General features: G+C 51.9%; 15 protein-coding genes and 1 pseudogene. 15 read left to right on the forward strand and 1 reads right to left on the reverse strand.

Translation table 11 applies throughout. From position 1 onward, the window contains the following. Window positions 1–172 precede the first annotated feature (172 nt). The 11 genes and pseudogenes from ycaL (at window position 173) to ACUU1I_RS12915 (ending at window position 12508) form a co-directional block, all read left to right on the forward strand. Window positions 173–937, forward strand: coding sequence for a metallopeptidase YcaL (ycaL, locus tag ACUU1I_RS12865; RefSeq protein ID WP_001295345.1), 765 nt, complete (start codon window positions 173–175; stop codon window positions 935–937). 172 nt (window positions 938–1109) lie between these two features. Continuing rightward, window positions 1110–1793 (forward strand): (d)CMP kinase, encoded by a 684-nt coding sequence (gene cmk / locus ACUU1I_RS12870; RefSeq protein ID WP_000125016.1) that lies wholly within the window; start codon window positions 1110–1112, stop codon window positions 1791–1793. A gap of 110 nt (window positions 1794–1903) precedes the next feature. Beyond that, window positions 1904–3577 (forward strand): 30S ribosomal protein S1, encoded by a 1674-nt coding sequence (gene rpsA, locus ACUU1I_RS12875; RefSeq protein WP_000140327.1) that lies wholly within the window; start codon window positions 1904–1906, stop codon window positions 3575–3577. A gap of 159 nt (window positions 3578–3736) precedes the next feature. Next, the gene (gene ihfB, locus ACUU1I_RS12880; RefSeq protein WP_000167336.1) at window positions 3737–4021 is read left to right on the forward strand and encodes an integration host factor subunit beta; all 285 of its coding nucleotides are present in this window, start codon (window positions 3737–3739) and stop codon (window positions 4019–4021) included. Between the two features lie 206 nt (window positions 4022–4227). Further along, a pseudogene (locus ACUU1I_RS12885) lies at window positions 4228–6447 on the forward strand (ComEC family protein). 36 nt (window positions 6448–6483) lie between these two features. Continuing rightward, on the forward strand, window positions 6484–8232 hold the full coding sequence (msbA, locus tag ACUU1I_RS12890) for a lipid A ABC transporter ATP-binding protein/permease MsbA (protein WP_000551266.1): 1749 nt from the start codon (window positions 6484–6486) through the stop codon (window positions 8230–8232). Beyond that, window positions 8229–9215, forward strand: coding sequence for a tetraacyldisaccharide 4'-kinase (gene lpxK / locus ACUU1I_RS12895; RefSeq protein WP_000570540.1), 987 nt, complete (start codon window positions 8229–8231; stop codon window positions 9213–9215). The genes msbA and lpxK overlap by 4 nt, the downstream gene beginning before the upstream one ends. 36 nt (window positions 9216–9251) lie before the next feature. After that, window positions 9252–10484, forward strand: coding sequence for a crosslink repair DNA glycosylase YcaQ (gene ycaQ / locus ACUU1I_RS12900; protein WP_000056529.1), 1233 nt, complete (start codon window positions 9252–9254; stop codon window positions 10482–10484). A gap of 51 nt (window positions 10485–10535) precedes the next feature. Next, window positions 10536–10718, forward strand: a complete 183-nt coding sequence (gene ycaR, locus ACUU1I_RS12905) for a protein YcaR (protein ID WP_000350058.1) — start codon at window positions 10536–10538, stop codon at window positions 10716–10718. Next, window positions 10715–11461 carry a 3-deoxy-manno-octulosonate cytidylyltransferase gene (gene kdsB, locus ACUU1I_RS12910; RefSeq protein ID WP_000011619.1) on the forward strand — a complete coding sequence of 249 codons (747 nt, stop codon included), beginning with the start codon at window positions 10715–10717 and terminating at the stop codon, window positions 11459–11461. Before ycaR ends, kdsB begins: the two co-directional genes overlap by 4 nt. Window positions 11462–11614: 153 nt before the next feature. After that, window positions 11615–12508: a YcbJ family phosphotransferase gene (locus tag ACUU1I_RS12915; RefSeq protein WP_000436922.1), complete on the forward strand. Its 894-nt coding sequence runs from the start codon at window positions 11615–11617 to the stop codon at window positions 12506–12508. Here ACUU1I_RS12915 and elyC read toward each other — a convergent pair. Beyond that, window positions 12485–13264 carry an envelope biogenesis factor ElyC gene (gene elyC / locus ACUU1I_RS12920; RefSeq protein ID WP_000899604.1) on the reverse strand — a complete coding sequence of 260 codons (780 nt, stop codon included), beginning with the start codon at window positions 13262–13264 and terminating at the stop codon, window positions 12485–12487. The genes ACUU1I_RS12915 and elyC overlap by 24 nt on opposite strands. A gap of 135 nt (window positions 13265–13399) precedes the next feature. Between elyC and cmoM the strand changes: the two genes are divergently transcribed. Genes cmoM through mukB form a run of 4 tightly spaced genes read left to right on the forward strand, consistent with a single transcriptional unit; the run spans window position 13400 to window position 20649 of the window. Then, the gene (cmoM, locus tag ACUU1I_RS12925; RefSeq protein ID WP_005067427.1) at window positions 13400–14185 is read left to right on the forward strand and encodes a tRNA uridine 5-oxyacetic acid(34) methyltransferase CmoM; all 786 of its coding nucleotides are present in this window, start codon (window positions 13400–13402) and stop codon (window positions 14183–14185) included. Continuing rightward, window positions 14182–15504, forward strand: coding sequence for a chromosome partition protein MukF (gene mukF / locus ACUU1I_RS12930; protein WP_001288850.1), 1323 nt, complete (start codon window positions 14182–14184; stop codon window positions 15502–15504). The genes cmoM and mukF overlap by 4 nt, the downstream gene beginning before the upstream one ends. Further along, window positions 15485–16189, forward strand: coding sequence for a chromosome partition protein MukE (mukE, locus tag ACUU1I_RS12935; RefSeq protein ID WP_001295931.1), 705 nt, complete (start codon window positions 15485–15487; stop codon window positions 16187–16189). The genes mukF and mukE overlap by 20 nt, the downstream gene beginning before the upstream one ends. Beyond that, the gene (gene mukB, locus ACUU1I_RS12940; RefSeq protein ID WP_000572704.1) at window positions 16189–20649 is read left to right on the forward strand and encodes a chromosome partition protein MukB; all 4461 of its coding nucleotides are present in this window, start codon (window positions 16189–16191) and stop codon (window positions 20647–20649) included. Before mukE ends, mukB begins: the two co-directional genes overlap by 1 nt. Window positions 20650–20725 lie beyond the last annotated feature (76 nt).

Genomic DNA, 20725 nt, shown 5'->3' on the forward strand with positions numbered 1-20725 from the left:
CCCCACAGCCCCGAAAAAGAGCCAGTCAGTTGTTTAACTGACTGGCATTACGGCACATTGTCGGCGTTTTTTTTCGGACCTTGTGAGTCATTTTGATTAATGGTAGCGTCGCTTGTCAATGTAAGTTGTTGATACATAATATTTATATATGATTAATCAACGGATGATTCACATGAAGAATACTAAATTACTGCTGGCGATTGCGACCTCTGCAGCATTACTGACAGGGTGTCAAAATACCCACGGTATTGATACCAATATGGCTATCAGCTCCGGTTTAAATGCCTATAAAGCAGCAACATTAAGCGATGCCGATGCAAAAGCGATTGCCAATCAGGGCTGTGCCGAAATGGACAGCGGCAATCAAGTCGCAAGTAAATCCAGCAAGTACGGTAAACGTCTGGCAAAAATCGCCAAAGCATTGGGTAACAATATTAATGGCACGCCGGTCAACTATAAGGTTTATATGACCAGCGACGTCAACGCATGGGCGATGGCGAACGGCTGTGTTCGTGTCTACAGTGGCCTGATGGACATGATGAATGACAACGAAATTGAAGGTGTTCTGGGCCATGAACTGGGCCACGTCGCGTTGGGTCACTCGCTGGCTGAAATGAAAGCTTCTTATGCGATCGTTGCCGCACGCGATGCCATTTCAGCTACCAGCGGCGTGGCTTCCCAGCTTTCCCGCTCACAATTGGGTGATATCGCAGAAGGCGCTATTAATGCTAAATACTCCCGTGATAAAGAGTCCGAAGCAGATGATTTCTCTTTTGATCTGTTGAAGAAACGTGGCATCAGCACCCAGGGGCTGGTTGGCAGCTTTGAAAAACTGGCTAGCCTGGATGGCGGTCGCACCCAGTCCATGTTTGACTCTCACCCACCATCAACAGAGCGTGCGCAACACATCCGTGATCGTATCGCCTCTGGTAAGTAAATCATTGTCATCTTTCGGGCTGGTCTTCTGCCAGCCCGCTATAATTGCGCAATAAATCCCCATCTGAATACAGACAAAACTGGTTTTTGCACACAACGTTAACGATTTGTGGCGTCGGCGCGTATAATGCGCGCGGTTATGTTAACGGTACGCCTGTTTTAAGGAGATAAAGATGACGGCAATTGCCCCGGTTATTACCATTGATGGCCCAAGCGGTGCAGGGAAAGGCACCTTGTGTAAGGCTATGGCGGAAGCGTTGCAATGGCATCTGCTGGACTCGGGTGCAATTTATCGCGTACTGGCATTGGCGGCATTACATCACCATGTTGATGTTGCGTCGGAAGATGCGCTGGTACCGCTGGCATCCCATCTGGATGTACGTTTTGTGTCGACCAATGGCAATCTGGAAGTGATCCTCGAAGGGGAAGATGTCAGCGGCGAAATTCGTACTCAGGAAGTGGCGAATGCGGCTTCACAAGTCGCGGCATTCCCACGCGTTCGTGAAGCATTATTGCGTCGCCAACGCGCGTTTCGCGAATTACCAGGTCTGATTGCCGATGGCCGCGACATGGGAACGGTGGTATTCCCTGATGCACCAGTGAAAATTTTCCTTGACGCCTCCTCGGAAGAACGTGCGCATCGCCGCATGCTACAGTTGCAGGAGAAGGGCTTTAGTGTTAACTTCGAGCGCCTTTTGGCCGAGATCAAAGAACGCGACGACCGCGATCGTAACCGAGCGGTAGCGCCACTGGTTCCGGCAGCCGATGCTTTAGTGTTGGATTCCACCACCTTAAGCATTGAGCAAGTGATTGAAAAAGCGCTACAATACGCGCGCCAGAAATTGGCTCTCGCATAAGCGACCGAATTTGCAGTACCCCCGTTGCAATGGAATGACAGCGGGTATGTTAAACAACCCCATCCGGCATGGAGCCAGGTGGACGTTAAATATAAACCTGAAGATTAAACATGACTGAATCTTTTGCTCAACTCTTTGAAGAGTCCTTAAAAGAAATCGAAACCCGCCCGGGTTCTATCGTTCGTGGCGTTGTTGTTGCTATCGACAAAGACGTAGTACTGGTTGACGCTGGTCTGAAATCTGAGTCCGCCATCCCGGCTGAGCAGTTCAAAAACGCCCAGGGCGAGCTGGAAATCCAGGTAGGTGACGAAGTTGACGTTGCTCTGGACGCAGTAGAAGACGGCTTCGGTGAAACTCTGCTGTCCCGTGAGAAAGCTAAACGTCACGAAGCCTGGATCACGCTGGAAAAAGCTTACGAAGATGCTGAAACTGTTACCGGTGTTATCAACGGCAAAGTTAAGGGCGGCTTCACTGTTGAGCTGAACGGTATTCGTGCGTTCCTGCCTGGTTCTCTGGTAGACGTTCGTCCGGTGCGTGACACTCTGCACCTGGAAGGCAAAGAGCTTGAATTTAAAGTAATCAAGCTGGATCAGAAGCGCAACAACGTTGTTGTTTCTCGTCGTGCCGTTATCGAATCCGAAAACAGCGCAGAGCGCGATCAGCTGCTGGAAAACCTGCAGGAAGGCATGGAAGTTAAAGGTATCGTTAAGAACCTCACTGACTACGGTGCATTCGTTGATCTGGGCGGCGTTGACGGCCTGCTGCACATCACTGACATGGCCTGGAAACGCGTTAAGCATCCGAGCGAAATCGTCAACGTGGGCGACGAAATCACTGTTAAAGTGCTGAAGTTCGACCGCGAACGTACCCGTGTATCCCTGGGCTTGAAACAGCTGGGCGAAGATCCGTGGGTAGCTATCGCTAAACGTTATCCGGAAGGTACCAAACTGACTGGTCGCGTGACCAACCTGACTGACTACGGCTGCTTCGTTGAAATCGAAGAAGGCGTTGAAGGTCTGGTACACGTTTCCGAAATGGATTGGACCAACAAAAACATCCACCCGTCCAAAGTTGTTAACGTTGGCGATGTAGTGGAAGTTATGGTTCTGGATATCGACGAAGAACGTCGTCGTATCTCCCTAGGGCTGAAACAGTGCAAAGCTAACCCGTGGCAGCAGTTCGCGGAAACCCACAACAAGGGCGACCGTGTTGAAGGTAAAATCAAGTCTATCACTGACTTCGGTATCTTCATCGGCCTGGACGGCGGCATCGACGGCCTGGTTCACCTGTCTGACATCTCCTGGAACGTTGCAGGCGAAGAAGCAGTTCGTGAATACAAAAAAGGCGACGAAATCGCTGCAGTTGTTCTGCAGGTTGACGCAGAACGTGAACGTATCTCCCTGGGCGTTAAACAGCTCGCAGAAGATCCGTTCAACAACTGGGTTGCTCTGAACAAGAAAGGCGCTATCGTAACCGGTAAAGTAACTGCAGTTGACGCTAAAGGCGCAACCGTAGAACTGGCTGACGGCGTTGAAGGTTACCTGCGTGCTTCTGAAGCATCCCGTGACCGCGTTGAAGACGCTACCCTGGTTCTGAGCGTTGGCGACGAAGTTGAAGCTAAATTCACCGGCGTTGATCGTAAAAACCGCGCAATCAGCCTGTCTGTTCGTGCGAAAGACGAAGCTGACGAGAAAGATGCAATCGCAACTGTTAACAAACAGGAAGATGCAAACTTCTCCAACAACGCAATGGCTGAAGCTTTCAAAGCAGCTAAAGGCGAGTAATTCTCTGACTCTTCGGGATTTTTATTCCGAAGTTTGTTGAGTTTACTTGACAGATTGCAGGTTTCGTCCTGTAATCAAGCACTAAGGGCGGCTACGGCCGCCCTTAATCAATGCAGCAACAGCAGCCGCTTAATTTGCCTTTAAGGAACCGGAGGAATCATGACCAAGTCAGAATTGATAGAAAGACTTGCCACCCAGCAATCGCACATTCCCGCCAAGACGGTTGAAGATGCAGTAAAAGAGATGCTGGAGCATATGGCCTCGACTCTTGCGCAGGGCGAGCGTATTGAAATCCGCGGTTTCGGCAGTTTCTCTTTGCACTACCGCGCACCACGTACCGGACGTAATCCGAAGACTGGCGATAAAGTAGAACTGGAAGGAAAATACGTTCCTCACTTTAAACCTGGTAAAGAACTGCGCGATCGCGCCAATATTTACGGTTAAGTTTTTACTCAAACTTGAACGCGAGAAAAGCACCTGTCGGGTGCTTTTTTCAATTCTCTAATCAGGAACTGGAAGCTGCCTCGCAGAGTTTTGAGCAGTTTTCACCCTTTCGTTAAATTCTTCTGAATGTGCCTCGGGGAACGCAAAATTCCCACCAGACAACCGCTCAACAAAGTTGCACACTTTCCATAAACAGGGAGGGGGGCATGAAAATAACGACAGTCGGCGTATGCATAATTTGCGGAATTTTTCCGTTGCTGATTTTGCCCCAATTGCCTAGGACATTAACCCTTGCGTTTCTGACTCTCTTCGCCTGCGTACTGGCATTTATCCCTGTTAAAACCGTCCGTTATATCGCGCTGACGTTGCTGTTTTTCGTTTGGGGCATATTATCAGCAAAGCAAATTTTGTGGGCAGGAGAAACCTTAACTGGCGCGACGCAGGATGCAATTGTTGAGATCACTGCAACTGACGGCATGACCACTCATTACGGTCAAATTACTTATCTACAAGGTCGACGTATATTCCCTGCGCCAGGCCTTGTGCTGTATGGCGAATAACTTCCGCAAGCGGTTTGTGCTGGACAACAATGGTCAATGAAACTCAAAGTTCGTGCAGTTCATGGCCAACTTAATGATGGCGGCTTTGATAGCCAGCGTTATGCCATTGCCCAGCATCAGCCGCTCACCGGCCGTTTTCTGCAGGCAAGTGTCATTGAACCGAATTGTAGCCTGCGTGCACAGTATCTGGCGTCACTACAAACAACGCTGCAACCCTATCCGTGGAATGCGGTTATTCTTGGTTTAGGTATGGGGGAACGGTTATCCGTCCCCAAAGAAATCAAAAATATCATGCGCGATACTGGAACGGCGCATTTAATGGCGATATCGGGATTGCACATCGCTTTTGCGGCGTTGCTGGCTGCCGGACTCATTCGCAGTGGACAAATTTTTCTGCCTGGGCGCTGGATCCACTGGCAAATACCATTAATTGGCGGAATCTGCTGTGCTGCTTTTTATGCCTGGTTGACGGGAATGCAACCTCCTGCATTGCGTACCGTGGTGGCGCTTGCTACGTGGGGAATGCTTAAGTTAAGTGGGCGACAGTGGAGTGGCTGGGATGTATGGATATGTTGTCTGGCGGCAATTTTGCTGATGGATCCTGTTGCCATTCTCTCGCAAAGTTTATGGCTCTCTGCCGCTGCGGTCGCGGCACTGATTTTTTGGTATCAGTGGTTTCCCTGTCCTGAGTGGCAACTGCCGCCGGTATTGCGTGCAGTTGTTTCCCTCATCCATCTGCAACTGGGAATCACACTCCTGCTTATGCCCATGCAAATCGTCATATTTCATGGCATTAGTCTGACCTCGTTTATTGCAAATCTATTTGCAATTCCCTTGGTGACATTTATCACGGTTCCGTTGATCCTCGCCGCGATGGTTGTGCATTTTAGCGGGCCGTTAATCCTGGAACAGGGGTTAAAGAGTTTGCCGGAAGGGTGGATCAACATTGTTGAATGTTGGCAATGGCTATCATTTTCCCCATGGTTCTTACTGGTGGTATGGCGATTAAACGCCTGGCGAACGTTGCCAGTAATGTGTGTGGCTGGAGGCTTGCTGATGTGCTGGCCGCTGTGGCAAAAACCTCGACCTGACGAGTGGCAGCTGTACATGCTTGATGTCGGGCAAGGGCTGGCAATGGTGATAGCCAGAAACGGCAAAGCGATTCTCTATGACACAGGACTGGCCTGGCCTGAAGGGGATAGTGGGCAACAACTGATTATCCCCTGGCTCCACTGGCATAATCTTGAACCGGAAGGCGTTATTCTGAGCCATGAACATCTGGATCACCGGGGAGGGCTGGATTCAATATTGCATATATAGCCGATGTTATGGATCAGAAGTCCGTTAAACTGGGAACATCATCAGCCCTGTGTGCGTGGCGAAGCGTGGCAGTGGCAAGGATTGCGTTTCAGCGCGCACTGGCCTTTACAAGGTAGCAACGATAAGGGAAATAACCATTCCTGTGTGGTTAAGGTTGATGACGGGACGAATAGCATTCTTCTAACCGGTGATATTGAAGCCCCAGCTGAACAAAAGATGCTAAGCCGTTACTGGCAGCAAGTGCAGGCAACATTGCTTCAGGTACCTCACCATGGCAGTAATACCTCATCATCGTTGCCATTAATTCAGCGAGTGAATGGAAAAGTGGCACTCGCATCGGCATCGCGCTATAACGCATGGCGATTGCCCTCTAACAAAGTTAAGCATCGCTATCAACAGAAAGGATATCAATGGCTTGATACTCCACATCAGGGTCAAGTGACGGTCAATTTTTCAGCACAAGGCTGGCGGATTAGCAGCCTCAGAGAGCAAATTTTACCTCGTTGGTATTATCAGTGGTTTGGCGTGCCAGTGGATAACGGGTAGAATATGCGGCTATTTCAACAAATGCTGGTTTTTTGAATGCATAACGACAAAGATCTCTCTACGTGGCAGACATTCCGCCGACTGTGGCCAACCATTGCGCCTTTCAAAGCGGGTCTGATCGTGGCGGGCGTAGCGTTAATCCTCAACGCAGCCAGCGATACCTTCATGTTATCGCTCCTTAAGCCACTTCTTGATGATGGCTTTGGTAAAACAGATCGCTCCGTGCTGGTGTGGATGCCGCTGGTGGTGATCGGACTGATGATTTTACGTGGTATCACCAGCTATGTCTCCAGCTACTGTATCTCCTGGGTATCAGGAAAGGTGGTAATGACCATGCGTCGCCGCCTGTTTGGTCACATGATGGGAATGCCAGTTTCATTCTTTGACAAACAGTCAACGGGTACGCTGTTGTCACGTATCACCTACGATTCCGAACAGGTTGCTTCTTCTTCTTCCGGCGCACTGATTACTGTTGTGCGTGAAGGTGCGTCGATCATCGGCCTGTTCATCATGATGTTCTATTACAGTTGGCAACTGTCGATCATTTTGATTGTGCTGGCACCGATTGTTTCGATTGCGATTCGCGTAGTATCGAAGCGTTTTCGCAACATCAGTAAAAACATGCAGAACACCATGGGGCAAGTGACCACCAGTGCAGAACAAATGCTGAAGGGCCACAAAGAAGTATTGATTTTCGGTGGTCAGGAAGTGGAAACGAAACGCTTCGATAAAGTCAGTAACCGAATGCGTCTTCAGGGGATGAAAATGGTTTCAGCCTCTTCCATCTCTGATCCGATCATTCAGCTGATCGCCTCTTTGGCGCTGGCGTTTGTTCTGTATGCGGCGAGCTTCCCAAGTGTTATGGATAACCTGACTGCCGGTACGATTACCGTTGTTTTCTCTTCAATGATTGCACTGATGCGTCCGCTGAAATCGCTGACCAACGTTAACGCCCAGTTCCAGCGCGGTATGGCGGCTTGTCAGACGCTGTTTACCATTCTGGACAGTGAGCAGGAGAAAGACGAAGGTAAGCGCGTGATCGAGCGTGCGACTGGCGACGTGGAATTCCGCAATGTCACCTTTACTTATCCGGGACGTGACGTACCCGCATTGCGTAACATCAACCTGAAAATTCCGGCAGGGAAGACGGTTGCTCTGGTTGGACGCTCTGGTTCAGGTAAATCAACCATTGCCAGCCTGATCACGCGTTTTTACGATATTGATGAAGGTGAAATCCTGATGGATGGTCACGATCTGCGCGAGTATACCCTGGCGTCGTTACGTAACCAGGTTGCTCTGGTGTCGCAGAATGTCCATCTGTTTAACGATACGGTTGCTAACAACATTGCTTACGCACGGACTGAACAGTACAGCCGTGAGCAAATTGAAGAAGCGGCGCGTATGGCCTACGCCATGGACTTCATCAATAAGATGGATAACGGTCTCGATACAGTGATTGGTGAAAACGGCGTGCTGCTCTCTGGCGGTCAGCGTCAGCGTATTGCTATCGCTCGAGCCTTGCTGCGTGATAGCCCGATTCTGATTCTGGATGAAGCTACCTCGGCTCTGGATACCGAATCCGAACGTGCGATTCAGGCGGCACTGGATGAGTTGCAGAAAAACCGTACCTCTCTGGTGATTGCCCACCGCTTGTCTACCATTGAAAAGGCAGACGAAATCGTGGTCGTCGAGGATGGTGTCATTGTGGAACGCGGTACGCATAACGATTTGCTTGAGCACCGCGGCGTTTACGCGCAACTTCACAAAATGCAGTTTGGCCAATGATCGAAAAAATCTGGTCTGGTGAATCCCCTTTGTGGCGGCTATTGCTGCCACTCTCCTGGTTGTATGGTCTGGTGAGTGGCGCGATCCGTCTTTGCTATAAACTAAAACTGAAGCGCGCCTGGCGTGCCCCCGTACCGGTTGTCGTGGTTGGTAATCTCACCGCAGGCGGCAACGGAAAAACCCCGGTCGTTGTCTGGCTGGTGGAACAGTTGCAACAGCGCGGTATTCGCGTGGGGGTCGTATCGCGGGGATATGGTGGTAAGGCTGAATCTTATCCGCTGTTATTGTCGGCAGATACCACCACAGCACAGGCGGGTGATGAACCTGTGTTGATTTATCAACGCACTGATGCGCCTGTTGCGGTTTCTCCCGTTCGTTCTGATGCGGTAAAAGCCATTCTGGCGCAACACCCTGATGTGCAGATCATCGTAACCGACGACGGTTTACAGCATTACCGTCTGGCGCGTGATGTGGAAATTGTCGTTATTGATGGTGTGCGTCGCTTTGGCAATGGCTGGTGGTTGCCGGCGGGGCCAATGCGTGAGCGAGCGGGGCGCTTAAAGTCGGTTGATGCGGTAATCGTCAACGGCGGTGTCCCTCGCAGCGGTGAAATCCCCATGCATCTGCTGCCGGGTCAGGCGGTGAATTTACGTACCGGTACGCGGTGTGACGTTGCTCAGCTTGAACATGTAGTGGCGATGGCGGGGATTGGGCATCCGCCGCGCTTTTTTGCCACGCTGAAGATGTGTGGCGTACAACCGGAAAAATGTGTACCGCTGGCCGATCATCAGTCTTTGAACCATGCGGATGTCAGTGCGTTGGTAAGCGCCGGGCAAACGCTGGTAATGACTGAAAAAGATGCGGTGAAATGCCGGGCCTTTGCAGAAGAAAATTGGTGGTATTTGCCTGTAGACGCACAGCTTTCAGGTGATGAACCAGCGAAACTGCTTACGCAACTAACCTCGCTGGCTTCTGGCAACTAGTTACGCCGCGGCAGCGTTCGATTGATGGAGTCATGAATGTCGCTGCCGCACCTCTCCCTTGCTGATGCGCGTAATCTTCACCTTGCCGCACAAGGCCTGTTAAACAAACCCCGCCGTCGAGCGTCGTTGGAGGATATTCCGGCAACGATCTCCCGCATGTCCTTGCTGCAAATCGATACCATCAATATTGTTGCCCGTAGTCCATATCTGGTGCTTTTCAGTCGTCTGGGAAATTATCCTGCCCAGTGGCTGGATGAGTCTCTGGCGCGTGGCGAATTAATGGAATACTGGGCGCATGAAGCCTGCTTTATGCCGCGTAGCGACTTTCGTCTTATTCGCCACCGCATGCTGGCACCTGAAAAAATGGGCTGGAAATACAAAGACGCCTGGATGCAGGAACATGAGGCGGAAATTGCACAGTTAATTCAGCATATTCATGATAAAGGGCCGGTACGTTCAGCCGATTTTGAGCATCCTCGTAAAGGTGCAAGCGGCTGGTGGGAATGGAAGCCGCATAAACGGCATCTGGAAGGTTTATTTACTGCCGGAAAGGTGATGGTGATTGAACGGCGCAACTTCCAGCGCGTTTATGATTTAACCCACCGAGTCATGCCTGACTGGGATGATGAGCGCGATCTCGTTTCGCAAACAGAAGCAGAAATCATCATGCTGGATAACAGTGCGCGTAGCCTGGGAATATTCCGCGAACAGTGGCTGGCAGATTACTATCGGCTGAAACGTCCGGCACTGGCGGCGTGGCGCGAAGCGAGGGCTGAACAGCAGCAAATCATTGCTGTGCATGTTGAAAAATTGGGCAATCTTTGGCTGCATGCTGATTTGCTGCCGCTACTCGAGCGTGCGCTGGCCGGAAAGCTCACTGCAACGCACAGCGCGGTACTTTCGCCTTTTGATCCTGTTGTCTGGGATCGCAAACGCGCAGAGCAGCTTTTTGATTTTAGCTACCGGCTGGAGTGCTATACCCCAGCGCCGAAACGCCAGTATGGCTATTTTGTTCTGCCATTATTACATCGTGGGCAATTAGTTGGGCGAATGGATGCCAAAATGCATCGCCAGACAGGCATCCTTGAAGTTATCTCTCTGTGGTTACAGGAAGGCATTAAACCAACGACAATGCTGCAAAAAGGGTTACGTCAGGCGATTACTGATTTCGCGAGCTGGCAGCAGGCAACGCGGGTGACATTAGGACGCTGCCCGCAAGGTCTCTTTACTGATTGCCGCACTGGCTGGGAAATAGACCCCGTCGCATAAATGATTATGATAAGATTTATGCATTCATAACCCGATCCATCTGGAGGAACTATGGATCATCGTTTGCTTGAAATCATTGCCTGCCCGGTTTGCAACGGAAAACTTTGGTATAACCAGGAAAAACAAGAGCTTATTTGCAAACTGGATAACCTGGCTTTCCCGCTCCGCGATGGCATTCCAGTGTTGCTGGAAACGGAAGCCCGCGTGCTGACTGCTGATGAGAGTAAATCATGAGTTTTGTGGTCATTATTCCCGCGCGCTACGCGTCCACGCGTCTGCCCGGTAAACCATTGGTTGATATTAACGGCAAACCCATGATTGTTCATGTTCTTGAACGCGCGCGTGAATCAGGTGCCGAGCGCATCATCGTGGCAACCGATCATGAGGATGTTGCCCGCGCCGTTGAAGCCGCTGGCGGTGAAGTATGTATGACGCGCGCCGATCATCAGTCAGGAACAGAACGTCTGGTGGAAGTTGTCGAAAAATGCGCATTCAGCGACGACACGGTGATCGTTAATGTGCAGGGTGATGAACCGATGATCCCTGCGACAATCATTCGTCAGGTTGCTGATAACCTCGCTCAGCGTCAGGTGGGTATGGCGACTCTGGCGGTGCCAATCCACAATGCGGAAGAAGCGTTTAACCCGAATGCGGTGAAAGTGGTTCTCGACGCTGAAGGGTATGCACTGTACTTCTCACGTGCCACCATTCCTTGGGATCGTGATCGTTTTGCAGAAGGCCTTGAAACCGTTGGCGATAACTTCCTGCGTCATCTTGGTATTTATGGCTACCGTGCAGGCTTTATCCGTCGTTACGTCAACTGGCAGGCAAGTCCGTTAGAACACATCGAAATGTTAGAGCAGCTTCGTGTTCTGTGGTACGGCGAAAAAATCCATGTTGCTGTTGCTCAGGAAGTTCCTGGCACAGGTGTGGATACCCCTGAAGATCTTGAGCGCGTTCGCGCTGAAATGCGCTAATTTCACTTCACGACACTTCAGCCAATTTTGGGAGGAGTGTCGTACCGTTACGATTTTCCTCAATTTTTCTTTTCAACAATTGATCTCATTCAGGTGACATCTTTTATATTGGCGCTCATTATGAAAGCAGTAGCTTTTATGAGGGTAATCTGAATGGAACAGCTGCGTGCCGAATTAAGCCATTTACTGGGCGAAAAACTCAGTCGTATTGAGTGCGTCAATGAAAAAGCGGATACGGCGTTGTGGGCTTTGTATGACAGCCAGGGAAACCCAATGCCGTTAATGGCAAGAAGCTTTAGTACGCCCGGAAAAGCCCGACAACTGGCATGGAAAACCACCATGCTGGCAAGAAGTGGGACTGTCCGTATGCCGACTATTTATGGTGTGATGACGCATGAAGAACACCCCGGCCCTGATGTCCTGCTACTGGAGCGGATGCGTGGTGTTTCGGTGGAGGCACCAGCCCGAACACCAGAACGCTGGGAACAGCTCAAAGACCAAATCGTTGAAGCCTTACTGGCCTGGCACCGTCAGGACAGTCGCGGTTGCGTCGGCGCGGTCGACAATACTCAGGAAAATTTCTGGCCCTCATGGTACCGGCAACATGTTGAAGTGCTATGGACCACGCTCAATCAGTTCAATAACACCGGTCTGACGATGCAGGATAAGCGGATCCTGTTTCGCACTCGCGAATGTCTCCCGGCATTATTTGAAGGCTTTAACGACAATTGTGTGTTGATTCACGGTAACTTCTGTTTACGCAGCATGCTGAAAGATTCGCGCAGCGATCAGTTACTGGCGATGGTCGGGCCGGGACTAATGCTTTGGGCACCGCGAGAATACGAACTGTTCCGACTAATGGATAATTCTCTGGCGGAAGATTTGCTCTGGAGTTACCTGCAACGCGCGCCAGTGGCGGAGTCGTTCATCTGGCGGCGTTGGTTGTATGTGTTATGGGATGAAGTTGCGCAACTGGTTAATACCGGACGATTTAGTCGGCGCAACTTCGATCTGGCATCAAAATCACTCTTGCCGTGGCTCGCCTGACGGACCTTTCAGCCACTGCCAGATGCGGCCAAGCGTTTCATAGCCAACACGATCGCTATGCATCAGCCAGACCGGAGAAGGGATTGCCCGTTCCCACGGATTAAGCGGCGAGTCGATGGCCAACTGATTCGCCGGGGCTGGTAGCGGATTTAACCCTTCCTGCTGAAAAAAGATCATCGCCCGCGGCAGATGTGATGCGGAGGTCACCAGCAGGAAAGGGGCGTCACCAATCGCCTGTTTCACTGCCGCAGCTTCTTCTTCGGTATCTTTTGGCAAATCCAGGGTGATAATTTGCTCGCGCGGTACGCCCAGCGATTGCGCAACTCTGGTACCTACTTCCGCTGTACTCACCGTATTGGTTTTTGCTACGCCTCCCGTGAAGATCAGTTTTGAACCCGGATTTTCGCGCCATAAACGGATACCCTCATTCAGGCGTGGCAGACTGTTATTGATTAAATTAGAGCTCGGTGCCCACTGCGGGTTCCAGGTATAACCACCTCCGAGCACCACGATATAGTCCACTTTTTGCGAATTATTCCATGTCGGATAGGTGCTTTCGATGGGACGCAGCAGGCGGTCGGCTACCGGTTGCAAACTCAATAACAAGAGTGCCAGCCACCCAATGCTAATAAAAATCTTCCCGGTTTTTTGAAAACGGCTAAACCACAGCAGCGCCAGGCCAGCGCCAATAATTAACAACATCAGCGGAAGTGGCAGCAACATATTGCCAATCACTTTTTTCAGTGTAAAAAGCATCCTTTCTGGTTCCTTTTTTAACCATATAGCAAGGGATCGCCAGCGATATTACACCAGACGGGTTCATTCTCGCCGTGGCTGTGACAAAATAGCGTCTTTATCAGAAAACGTCTTAGCCAACCGGTGGAGAAAGCAATGCAGGATCGCAATTTTGATGATATTGCGGAAAAGTTTTCCCGTAACATTTACGGCACCACCAAAGGGCAGCTTCGACAGGCTATTCTGTGGCAGGATCTCGATCGCGTGCTGGCGGAAATGGGCCCGCAAAAACTGCGTGTGCTGGATGCTGGCGGCGGAGAAGGGCAGACCGCAATCAAAATGGCCGAGCGCGGGCATCAGGTTATTTTATGCGATCTTTCTGCGCAGATGATCGACCGCGCAAAACAGGCGGCAGAAGCAAAAGGTGTGAGCGACAACATGCAATTTATACATTGCGCCGCTCAGGATGTTGCTTCGCATTTGGAAACGCCCGTTGATCTGATATTGTTCCATGCGGTGCTCGAGTGGGTGGCCGATCCCCGCAGTGTATTGCAGACCCTGTGGTCAGTGTTGCGTCCAGGCAGAGTGTTGTCGTTAATGTTCTACAATGCGCATGGTTTGTTGATGCATAACATGGTCGCCGGGAATTTTGATTACGTGCAGGCGGGAATGCCGAAAAAGAAAAAACGGACGCTTTCGCCAGATTATCCACGCGACCCGGCGCAGGTTTATCTGTGGCTGGAAGAAGCTGGTTGGCAAATTATGGGTAAGACAGGCGTTCGCGTGTTTCATGATTATCTGCGCGAGAAGCACCAGCAGCGCGACTGCTATGAAGCATTACTTGAATTAGAAACGCGTTATTGCCGTCAGGAACCGTATATTACCCTAGGGCGTTATATTCATGTCACCGCGCGCAAACCGCAGAGCAAGGATAAAGTATGAGTGAATTTTCCCAGACAGTCCCCGAACTGGTTGCCTGGGCCAGAAAAAATGACTTCTCCATCTCGCTGCCGGTAGACCGACTCTCTTTTCTGCTGGCGGTTGCCACGCTGAACGGCGAGCGTCTGGATGGTGAGATGAGTGAAGGCGAGCTGGTGGATGCATTCCGCCATGTGAGTGATGCGTTTGAGCAAACCAGCGAAACCATCGGCGTGCGCGCCAATAACGCGATCAACGACATGGTGCGTCAACGTCTGCTGAACCGCTTTACCAGCGAGCAGGCGGAAGGGAACGCAATTTACCGTCTGACGCCGCTCGGCATCGGCATTACTGACTACTACATCCGTCAGCGCGAGTTTTCTACGCTGCGTCTTTCTATGCAGTTGTCGATTGTGGCGGGTGAGCTCAAACGCGCAGCAGATGCCGCCGAAGAGGGCGGTGATGAATTTCACTGGCACCGTAATGTCTATGCGCCACTGAAATATTCGGTAGCAGAAATTTTCGACAGTATCGACCTGACGCAACGTCTGATGGACGAACAGCAGCAGCAGGTGAAGGACGATATCGCCCAGTTGCTGAACAAAGACTGGCGGGCGGCGATTTCCAGCTGTGAATTGTTGCTTTCGGAAACTTCCGGAACGCTGCGTGAATTGCAGGATACGCTGGAAGCGGCAGGCGACAAATTGCAGGCTAATCTGTTGCGCATTCAGGATGCGACGATGACCCATGACGATCTGCATTTCGTCGATCGTCTGGTGTTCGATCTGCAGAGCAAACTCGATCGTATTATCAGTTGGGGCCAGCAATCCATCGACTTGTGGATTGGCTACGACCGCCACGTACACAAATTTATTCGTACCGCGATCGATATGGATAAAAACCGCGTCTTTGCTCAGCGGTTACGTCAGTCGGTACAAACCTATTTTGATGAGCCGTGGGCGCTAACTTATGCCAATGCCGATCGTCTGCTGGATATGCGTGACGAAGAGATGGCACTGCGCGATGAAGAAGTGACTGGGGAACTTCCTGAGGATCTGGAATACGAAGAGTTTAACGAGATCCGCGAACAGCTGGCGGCGATCATCGAAGAACAACTTGCCGTGTACAAAACCAGACAAGTGCCGCTGGATCTTGGTCTGGTGGTACGCGAATATCTGTCACAGTATCCGCGTGCACGTCACTTTGACGTTGCGCGTATTGTTATTGATCAGGCGGTACGTCTTGGCGTAGCGCAAGCAGATTTCACCGGACTGCCAGCGAAATGGCAGCCGATTAATGATTACGGAGCCAAGGTACAGGCGCATGTCATCGACAAATATTGAACAAGTGATGCCGGTTAAGCTGGCGCAGGCGCTGGCGAATCCGTTATTTCCGGCGCTGGACAGCGCCTTACGTTCAGGCCGCCATATTGGCCTCGACGAACTGGATAATCATGCATTCCTGATGGATTTTCAGGAATATCTGGAAGAGTTTTACGCGCGTTATAACGTTGAGCTTATTCGCGCACCGGAAGGGTTCTTCTATTTACGCCCACGTTCCACCACTCTTATCCCGCGTTCCGTCTTGTCGGAACTGGATATGATGGTCGGGAAAATCCTCTGTTATCTCTATCTCAGCCCGGAACGGCTGGCGAATGAGGGGATTTTCACCCAGCAGGAACTGTACGACGAACTGCTCACCCTGGCCGATGAAGCGAAACTGCTGAAACTGGTGAACAACCGTTCAACCGGTTCAGACGTTGACCGTCAGAAGTTGCAGGAGAAAGTACGTTCTTCGCTCAACCGTCTGCGTCGTTTAGGCATGGTGTGGTTTATGGGCCACGACAGCAGCAAGTTCCGCATTACCGAATCGGTGTTCCGCTTCGGAGCCGATGTGCGTGCTGGCGACGATCCCCGTGAAGCACAGCGTCGCCTGATTCGTGATGGCGAAGCAATGCCGATTGAAAATCATCTGCAACTCAACGATGAAACCGAAGAGAGTCAGCCAGATAGCGGAGAGGAAGAATAATGATTGAACGCGGTAAATTTCGCTCACTGACGCTGATTAACTGGAACGGCTTTTTTGCCCGAACTTTTGACCTTGACGAGCTGGTCACGACGCTTTCCGGCGGTAACGGGGCGGGTAAATCCACCACGATGGCGGCGTTCGTTACGGCGCTGATCCCCGACCTGACCCTGCTGCATTTCCGTAACACTACGGAAGCCGGGGCCACCAGCGGTTCGCGCGATAAAGGTCTGCACGGTAAGCTGAAAGCGGGTGTCTGTTATTCGATGCTCGACACCATTAACTCGCGCCACCAGCGCGTGGTGGTCGGTGTGCGTCTGCAACAGGTTGCCGGACGCGATCGTAAAGTGGATATCAAACCATTTGCCATTCAGGGACTGCCGATGTCGGTGCAGCCGACACAGCTGGTGACCGAAACCCTGAACGAACGCCAGGCGCGCGTGCTGCCGCTTAACGAGCTGAAAGACAAGCTCGAGGCGATGGAAGGCGTGCAGTTTAAACAGTTCAACTCCATTACCGATTACCACTCGCTGATGTTCGATCTGGGCATCATCGCGCGTCGTCTGCGCTCCGCATCTGACCGTAGCAAATTCTATCGTCTGATCGAAGCTTCGCTGTATGGCGGGATCTCCAGTGCCATTACCCGTTCTCTGCGCGACTACCTGTTGCCGGAAAACAGCGGCGTGCGTAAAGCGTTCCAGGACATGGAAGCGGCGCTGCGTGAAAACCGCATGACGCTGGAAGCGATTCGTGTCACCCAGTCGGACCGTGACCTGTTTAAGCATCTGATCAGCGAAGCTACCAACTACGTGGCGGCGGACTACATGCGTCACGCCAACGAGCGCCGTGTCCATCTCGACAAAGCCCTGGAGTTTCGTCGCGAGCTACATACTTCGCGTCAGCAACTGGCGGCTGAGCAGTACAAACACGTCGATATGGCGCGTGAGCTGGCAGAGCACAACGGTGCCGAAGGCGATCTGGAAGCGGATTATCAGGCGGCCAGCGATCACCTGAACCTGGTGCAAACCGCATTGCGTCAGCAGGAGAAGATCGAACGCTACGAAGTGGATCTCGATGAGCTGCAGATCCGTCTGGAAGAGCAAAATGAAGTGGTGGCAGAAGCCATCGAACGCCAGGAAGAGAATGAGGCTCGCGCGGAAGCTGCCGAACTGGAAGTGGACGAGCTGAAAAGCCAGCTTGCTGACTACCAGCAGGCGCTGGACGTCCAGCAAACGCGCGCGATCCAGTATAACCAGGCGATTGCTGCGCTTAATCGTGCCAAAGAACTGTGCCATCTGCCGGACTTAACCGCCGACAGCGCCGCCGAATGGCTGGAAACCTTCCAGGCGAAAGAGCTGGAAGCGACTGAAAAAATGCTCTCTCTTGAGCAGAAAATGAGCATGGCGCAAACCGCGCACAGCCAGTTTGAGCAGGCTTATCAGCTGGTGGTGGCAATCAACGGCCCGCTGGCGCGTAACGAGGCGTGGGATGTCGCTCGCGAACTATTGCGCGAAGGGGTTGATCAGCGTCACCTGGCAGAGCAGGTTCAGCCGTTGCGGATGCGCTTAAGCGAACTGGAACAGCGTCTGCGTGAGCAGCAAGAAGCTGAGCGTCTGCTGGCAGATTTCTGCAAACGTCAGGGCAAGAATTTTGATATTGATGAACTGGAAGCTCTGCATCAGGAGCTGGAAGCACGCATTGCCTCTCTTTCCGATAGCGTATCTAACGCCCGTGAAGAGCGGATGGCACTGCGGCAGGAACAGGAACAGCTGCAGTCTCGCATTCAGAGTTTGATGCTGCGTGCACCGGTTTGGCTGGCAGCGCAAAACAGTCTCAACCAGTTGAGTGAACAGTGCGGCGAAGAGTTCTCCTCCAGCCAGGACGTCACTGAATATCTGCAACAGTTGCTGGAGCGTGAGCGCGAGGCGATTGTTGAACGCGATGAAGTAGGCGCGCGCAAAAACGCCGTCGATGAAGAGATCGAACGTTTAAGCCAGCCTGGCGGCTCTGAAGATCAGCGTCTGAACGCGCTGGCGGAGCGTTTTGGTGGTGTGCTGCTGTCAGAAATTTATGACGACGTTAGCCTGGAAGATGCGCCGTACTTCTCGGCTCTGTATGGCCCGTCACGCCACGCCATCGTGGTGCCAGATCTGTCACAGGTAACCGAACACCTGGAAGGCTTGACCGATTGCCCGGAAGATCTCTATTTGATCGAAGGGGATCCGCAGTCATTCGATGATAGCGTGTTCAGCGTTGATGAGCTGGAAAAAGCGGTGGTGGTGAAAATCGCCGATCGACAGTGGCGTTATTCACGTTTCCCGGAAGTGCCGCTGTTTGGTCGTGCTGCGCGTGAAAGCCGTATTGAAAGCCTCCATGCCGAGCGTGAAGTGCTTTCCGAACGCTTCGCCACGCTCTCCTTTGATGTACAGAAAACCCAGCGTCTGCATCAGGCGTTCAGCCGCTTTATCGGCAGTCATCTGGCGGTGGCGTTTGAGTCTGACCCGGAAGCAGAAATCCGTCAACTGAACAGCCGTCGAGTCGAACTGGAGCGGGCGTTGAGTAATCATGAAAATGATAACCAGCAGCAGCGTATTCAGTTTGAGCAGGCGAAAGAAGGCGTTACGGCGCTGAACCGCATTCTGCCGCGTCTCAACCTGTTGGCTGATGACAGCCTGGCGGATCGCGTCGATGAAATCCGCGAACGTCTGGATGAAGCCCAGGAAGCCGCGCGTTTTGTTCAGCAGTTTGGCAATCAACTGGCGAAACTGGAACCGATCGTTTCGGTATTGCAGAGCGACCCGGAACAGTTCGAACAGTTAAAAGAAGATTACGCGTACTCTCAGCAGATGCAGCGCGATGCCCGTCAGCAAGCGTTTGCCCTGACGGAAGTGGTGCAGCGTCGTGCGCACTTTAGCTATTCTGACTCGGCAGAAATGCTTAGCGGTAACAGCGATCTCAACGAAAAACTGCGTGAACGTCTGGAACAGTCGGAAGCGGAGCGTACCCGCGCTCGCGAAGCGTTGCGCGGTCACGCAGCGCAGTTGAGTCAGTACAACCAGGTGCTGGCTTCGCTGAAAAGTTCTTACGACACCAAAAAAGAGCTACTCAACGATCTGCAACGTGAATTGCAGGATATCGGCGTGCGTGCTGATAGCGGGGCAGAAGAGCGGGCGCGTATTCGCCGTGACGAGCTGCATGCGCAACTGAGCAATAACCGTTCACGCCGCAATCAACTGGAAAAAGCGCTTACCTTCTGCGAAGCGGAGATGGACAACCTGACCCGCAAACTGCGCAAGCTGGAGCGGGATTACTTTGAGATGCGCGAGCAGGTAGTGACCGCCAAAGCGGGCTGGTGTGCGGTGATGCGCATGGTGAAAGATAACGGCGTTGAGCGCCGCTTACACCGTCGTGAGCTGGCTTATCTCTCCGCTGATGATTTGCGTTCCATGTCGGATAAGGCGTTAGGTGCGCTGCGTCTGGCGGTGGCGGATAACGAACATCTGCGCGACGTGCTGCGCATGTCGGAAGATCCGAAACGTCCGGAGCGTAAAATTCAGTTCTTCGTGGCGGTTTATCAGCATCTGCGTGAACGTATTCGTCAGGATATTATTCGTACCGATGATCCGGTGGAAGCTATCGAACAGATGGAGATTGAACTTAGCCGTCTGACCGAAGAATTAACCTCCCGTGAACAGAAACTGGCGATCAGTTCCCGCAGCGTGGCGAACATCATTCGCAAAACCATTCAGCGCGAGCAGAACCGTATCCGTATGCTCAACCAGGGGTTGCAGAACGTATCGTTTGGTCAGGTGAACAGCGTGCGTCTCAACGTGAACGTGCGTGAAACGCACGCCATGCTGCTGGATGTGCTCTCTGAACAGCACGAGCAGCATCAGGATCTGTTTAACAGCAACCGTCTGACCTTCTCGGAAGCGTTGGCGAAATTGTATCAGCGTCTTAATCCGCAGATTGATATGGGGCAGCGCACGCCGCAGACCATTGGCGAAGAACTGCTGGATTACCGCAACTATCTGGAAATGGAAGTTGAGGTTAACCGTGGTTCCGATGGTTGGTTGCGCGCAGAGTCTGGTGCATTGTCGACCGGTGAGGCGATTGGTACCGGTATGTCGATTCTGGTGATGGTGGTACAAAGCTGGGAAGATGAATCTCGCCGCCTGCGCGGTAAAGATATCTCTCCTTGCCGCCTGCTGTTCCTCGATGAAGCAGCGCGACTGGATGCTCGTTCTATCGCCACGCTGTTTGAATTGTGTGAACGTTTGCAAATGCAGCTCATCATCGCAGCGCCGGAAAATATCAGTCCGGAAAAAGGCACCACCTATAAACTGGTACGTAAAGTCTTCCAGAATACCGAACATGTTCACGTCGTCGGCCTGCGAGGATTTGCGCCGCAACTCCCTGAAACGCTTCCAGGAAGAGACGAAGCGCCTTCCCAGGCGAGTTAAAATTAAGGCGGCAGCAATGCCGCCTTTTCTTTTTCCGAAAACTCCGTTTCTGCACTAAAAAAATGGCACATAACGG

The organism is Shigella sp. SIG3, assembly GCF_053555855.1.

Coding starts and splice junctions, on each gene's coding strand:
- ycaL (WP_001295345.1), top strand. CDS start 173: ATGAAGAATACTAAATTACTGCTGGCGATTGCGACCTCTGCAGCATTA.
- cmk (WP_000125016.1), top strand. CDS start 1,110: ATGACGGCAATTGCCCCGGTTATTACCATTGATGGCCCAAGCGGTGCA.
- rpsA (WP_000140327.1), top strand. CDS start 1,904: ATGACTGAATCTTTTGCTCAACTCTTTGAAGAGTCCTTAAAAGAAATC.
- ihfB (WP_000167336.1), top strand. CDS start 3,737: ATGACCAAGTCAGAATTGATAGAAAGACTTGCCACCCAGCAATCGCAC.
- msbA (WP_000551266.1), top strand. CDS start 6,484: ATGCATAACGACAAAGATCTCTCTACGTGGCAGACATTCCGCCGACTG.
- lpxK (WP_000570540.1), top strand. CDS start 8,229: ATGATCGAAAAAATCTGGTCTGGTGAATCCCCTTTGTGGCGGCTATTG.
- ycaQ (WP_000056529.1), top strand. CDS start 9,252: ATGTCGCTGCCGCACCTCTCCCTTGCTGATGCGCGTAATCTTCACCTT.
- ycaR (WP_000350058.1), top strand. CDS start 10,536: ATGGATCATCGTTTGCTTGAAATCATTGCCTGCCCGGTTTGCAACGGA.
- kdsB (WP_000011619.1), top strand. CDS start 10,715: ATGAGTTTTGTGGTCATTATTCCCGCGCGCTACGCGTCCACGCGTCTG.
- ACUU1I_RS12915 (WP_000436922.1), top strand. CDS start 11,615: ATGGAACAGCTGCGTGCCGAATTAAGCCATTTACTGGGCGAAAAACTC.
- elyC (WP_000899604.1), bottom strand. CDS start 13,264: ATGCTTTTTACACTGAAAAAAGTGATTGGCAATATGTTGCTGCCACTT.
- cmoM (WP_005067427.1), top strand. CDS start 13,400: ATGCAGGATCGCAATTTTGATGATATTGCGGAAAAGTTTTCCCGTAAC.
- mukF (WP_001288850.1), top strand. CDS start 14,182: ATGAGTGAATTTTCCCAGACAGTCCCCGAACTGGTTGCCTGGGCCAGA.
- mukE (WP_001295931.1), top strand. CDS start 15,485: ATGTCATCGACAAATATTGAACAAGTGATGCCGGTTAAGCTGGCGCAG.
- mukB (WP_000572704.1), top strand. CDS start 16,189: ATGATTGAACGCGGTAAATTTCGCTCACTGACGCTGATTAACTGGAAC.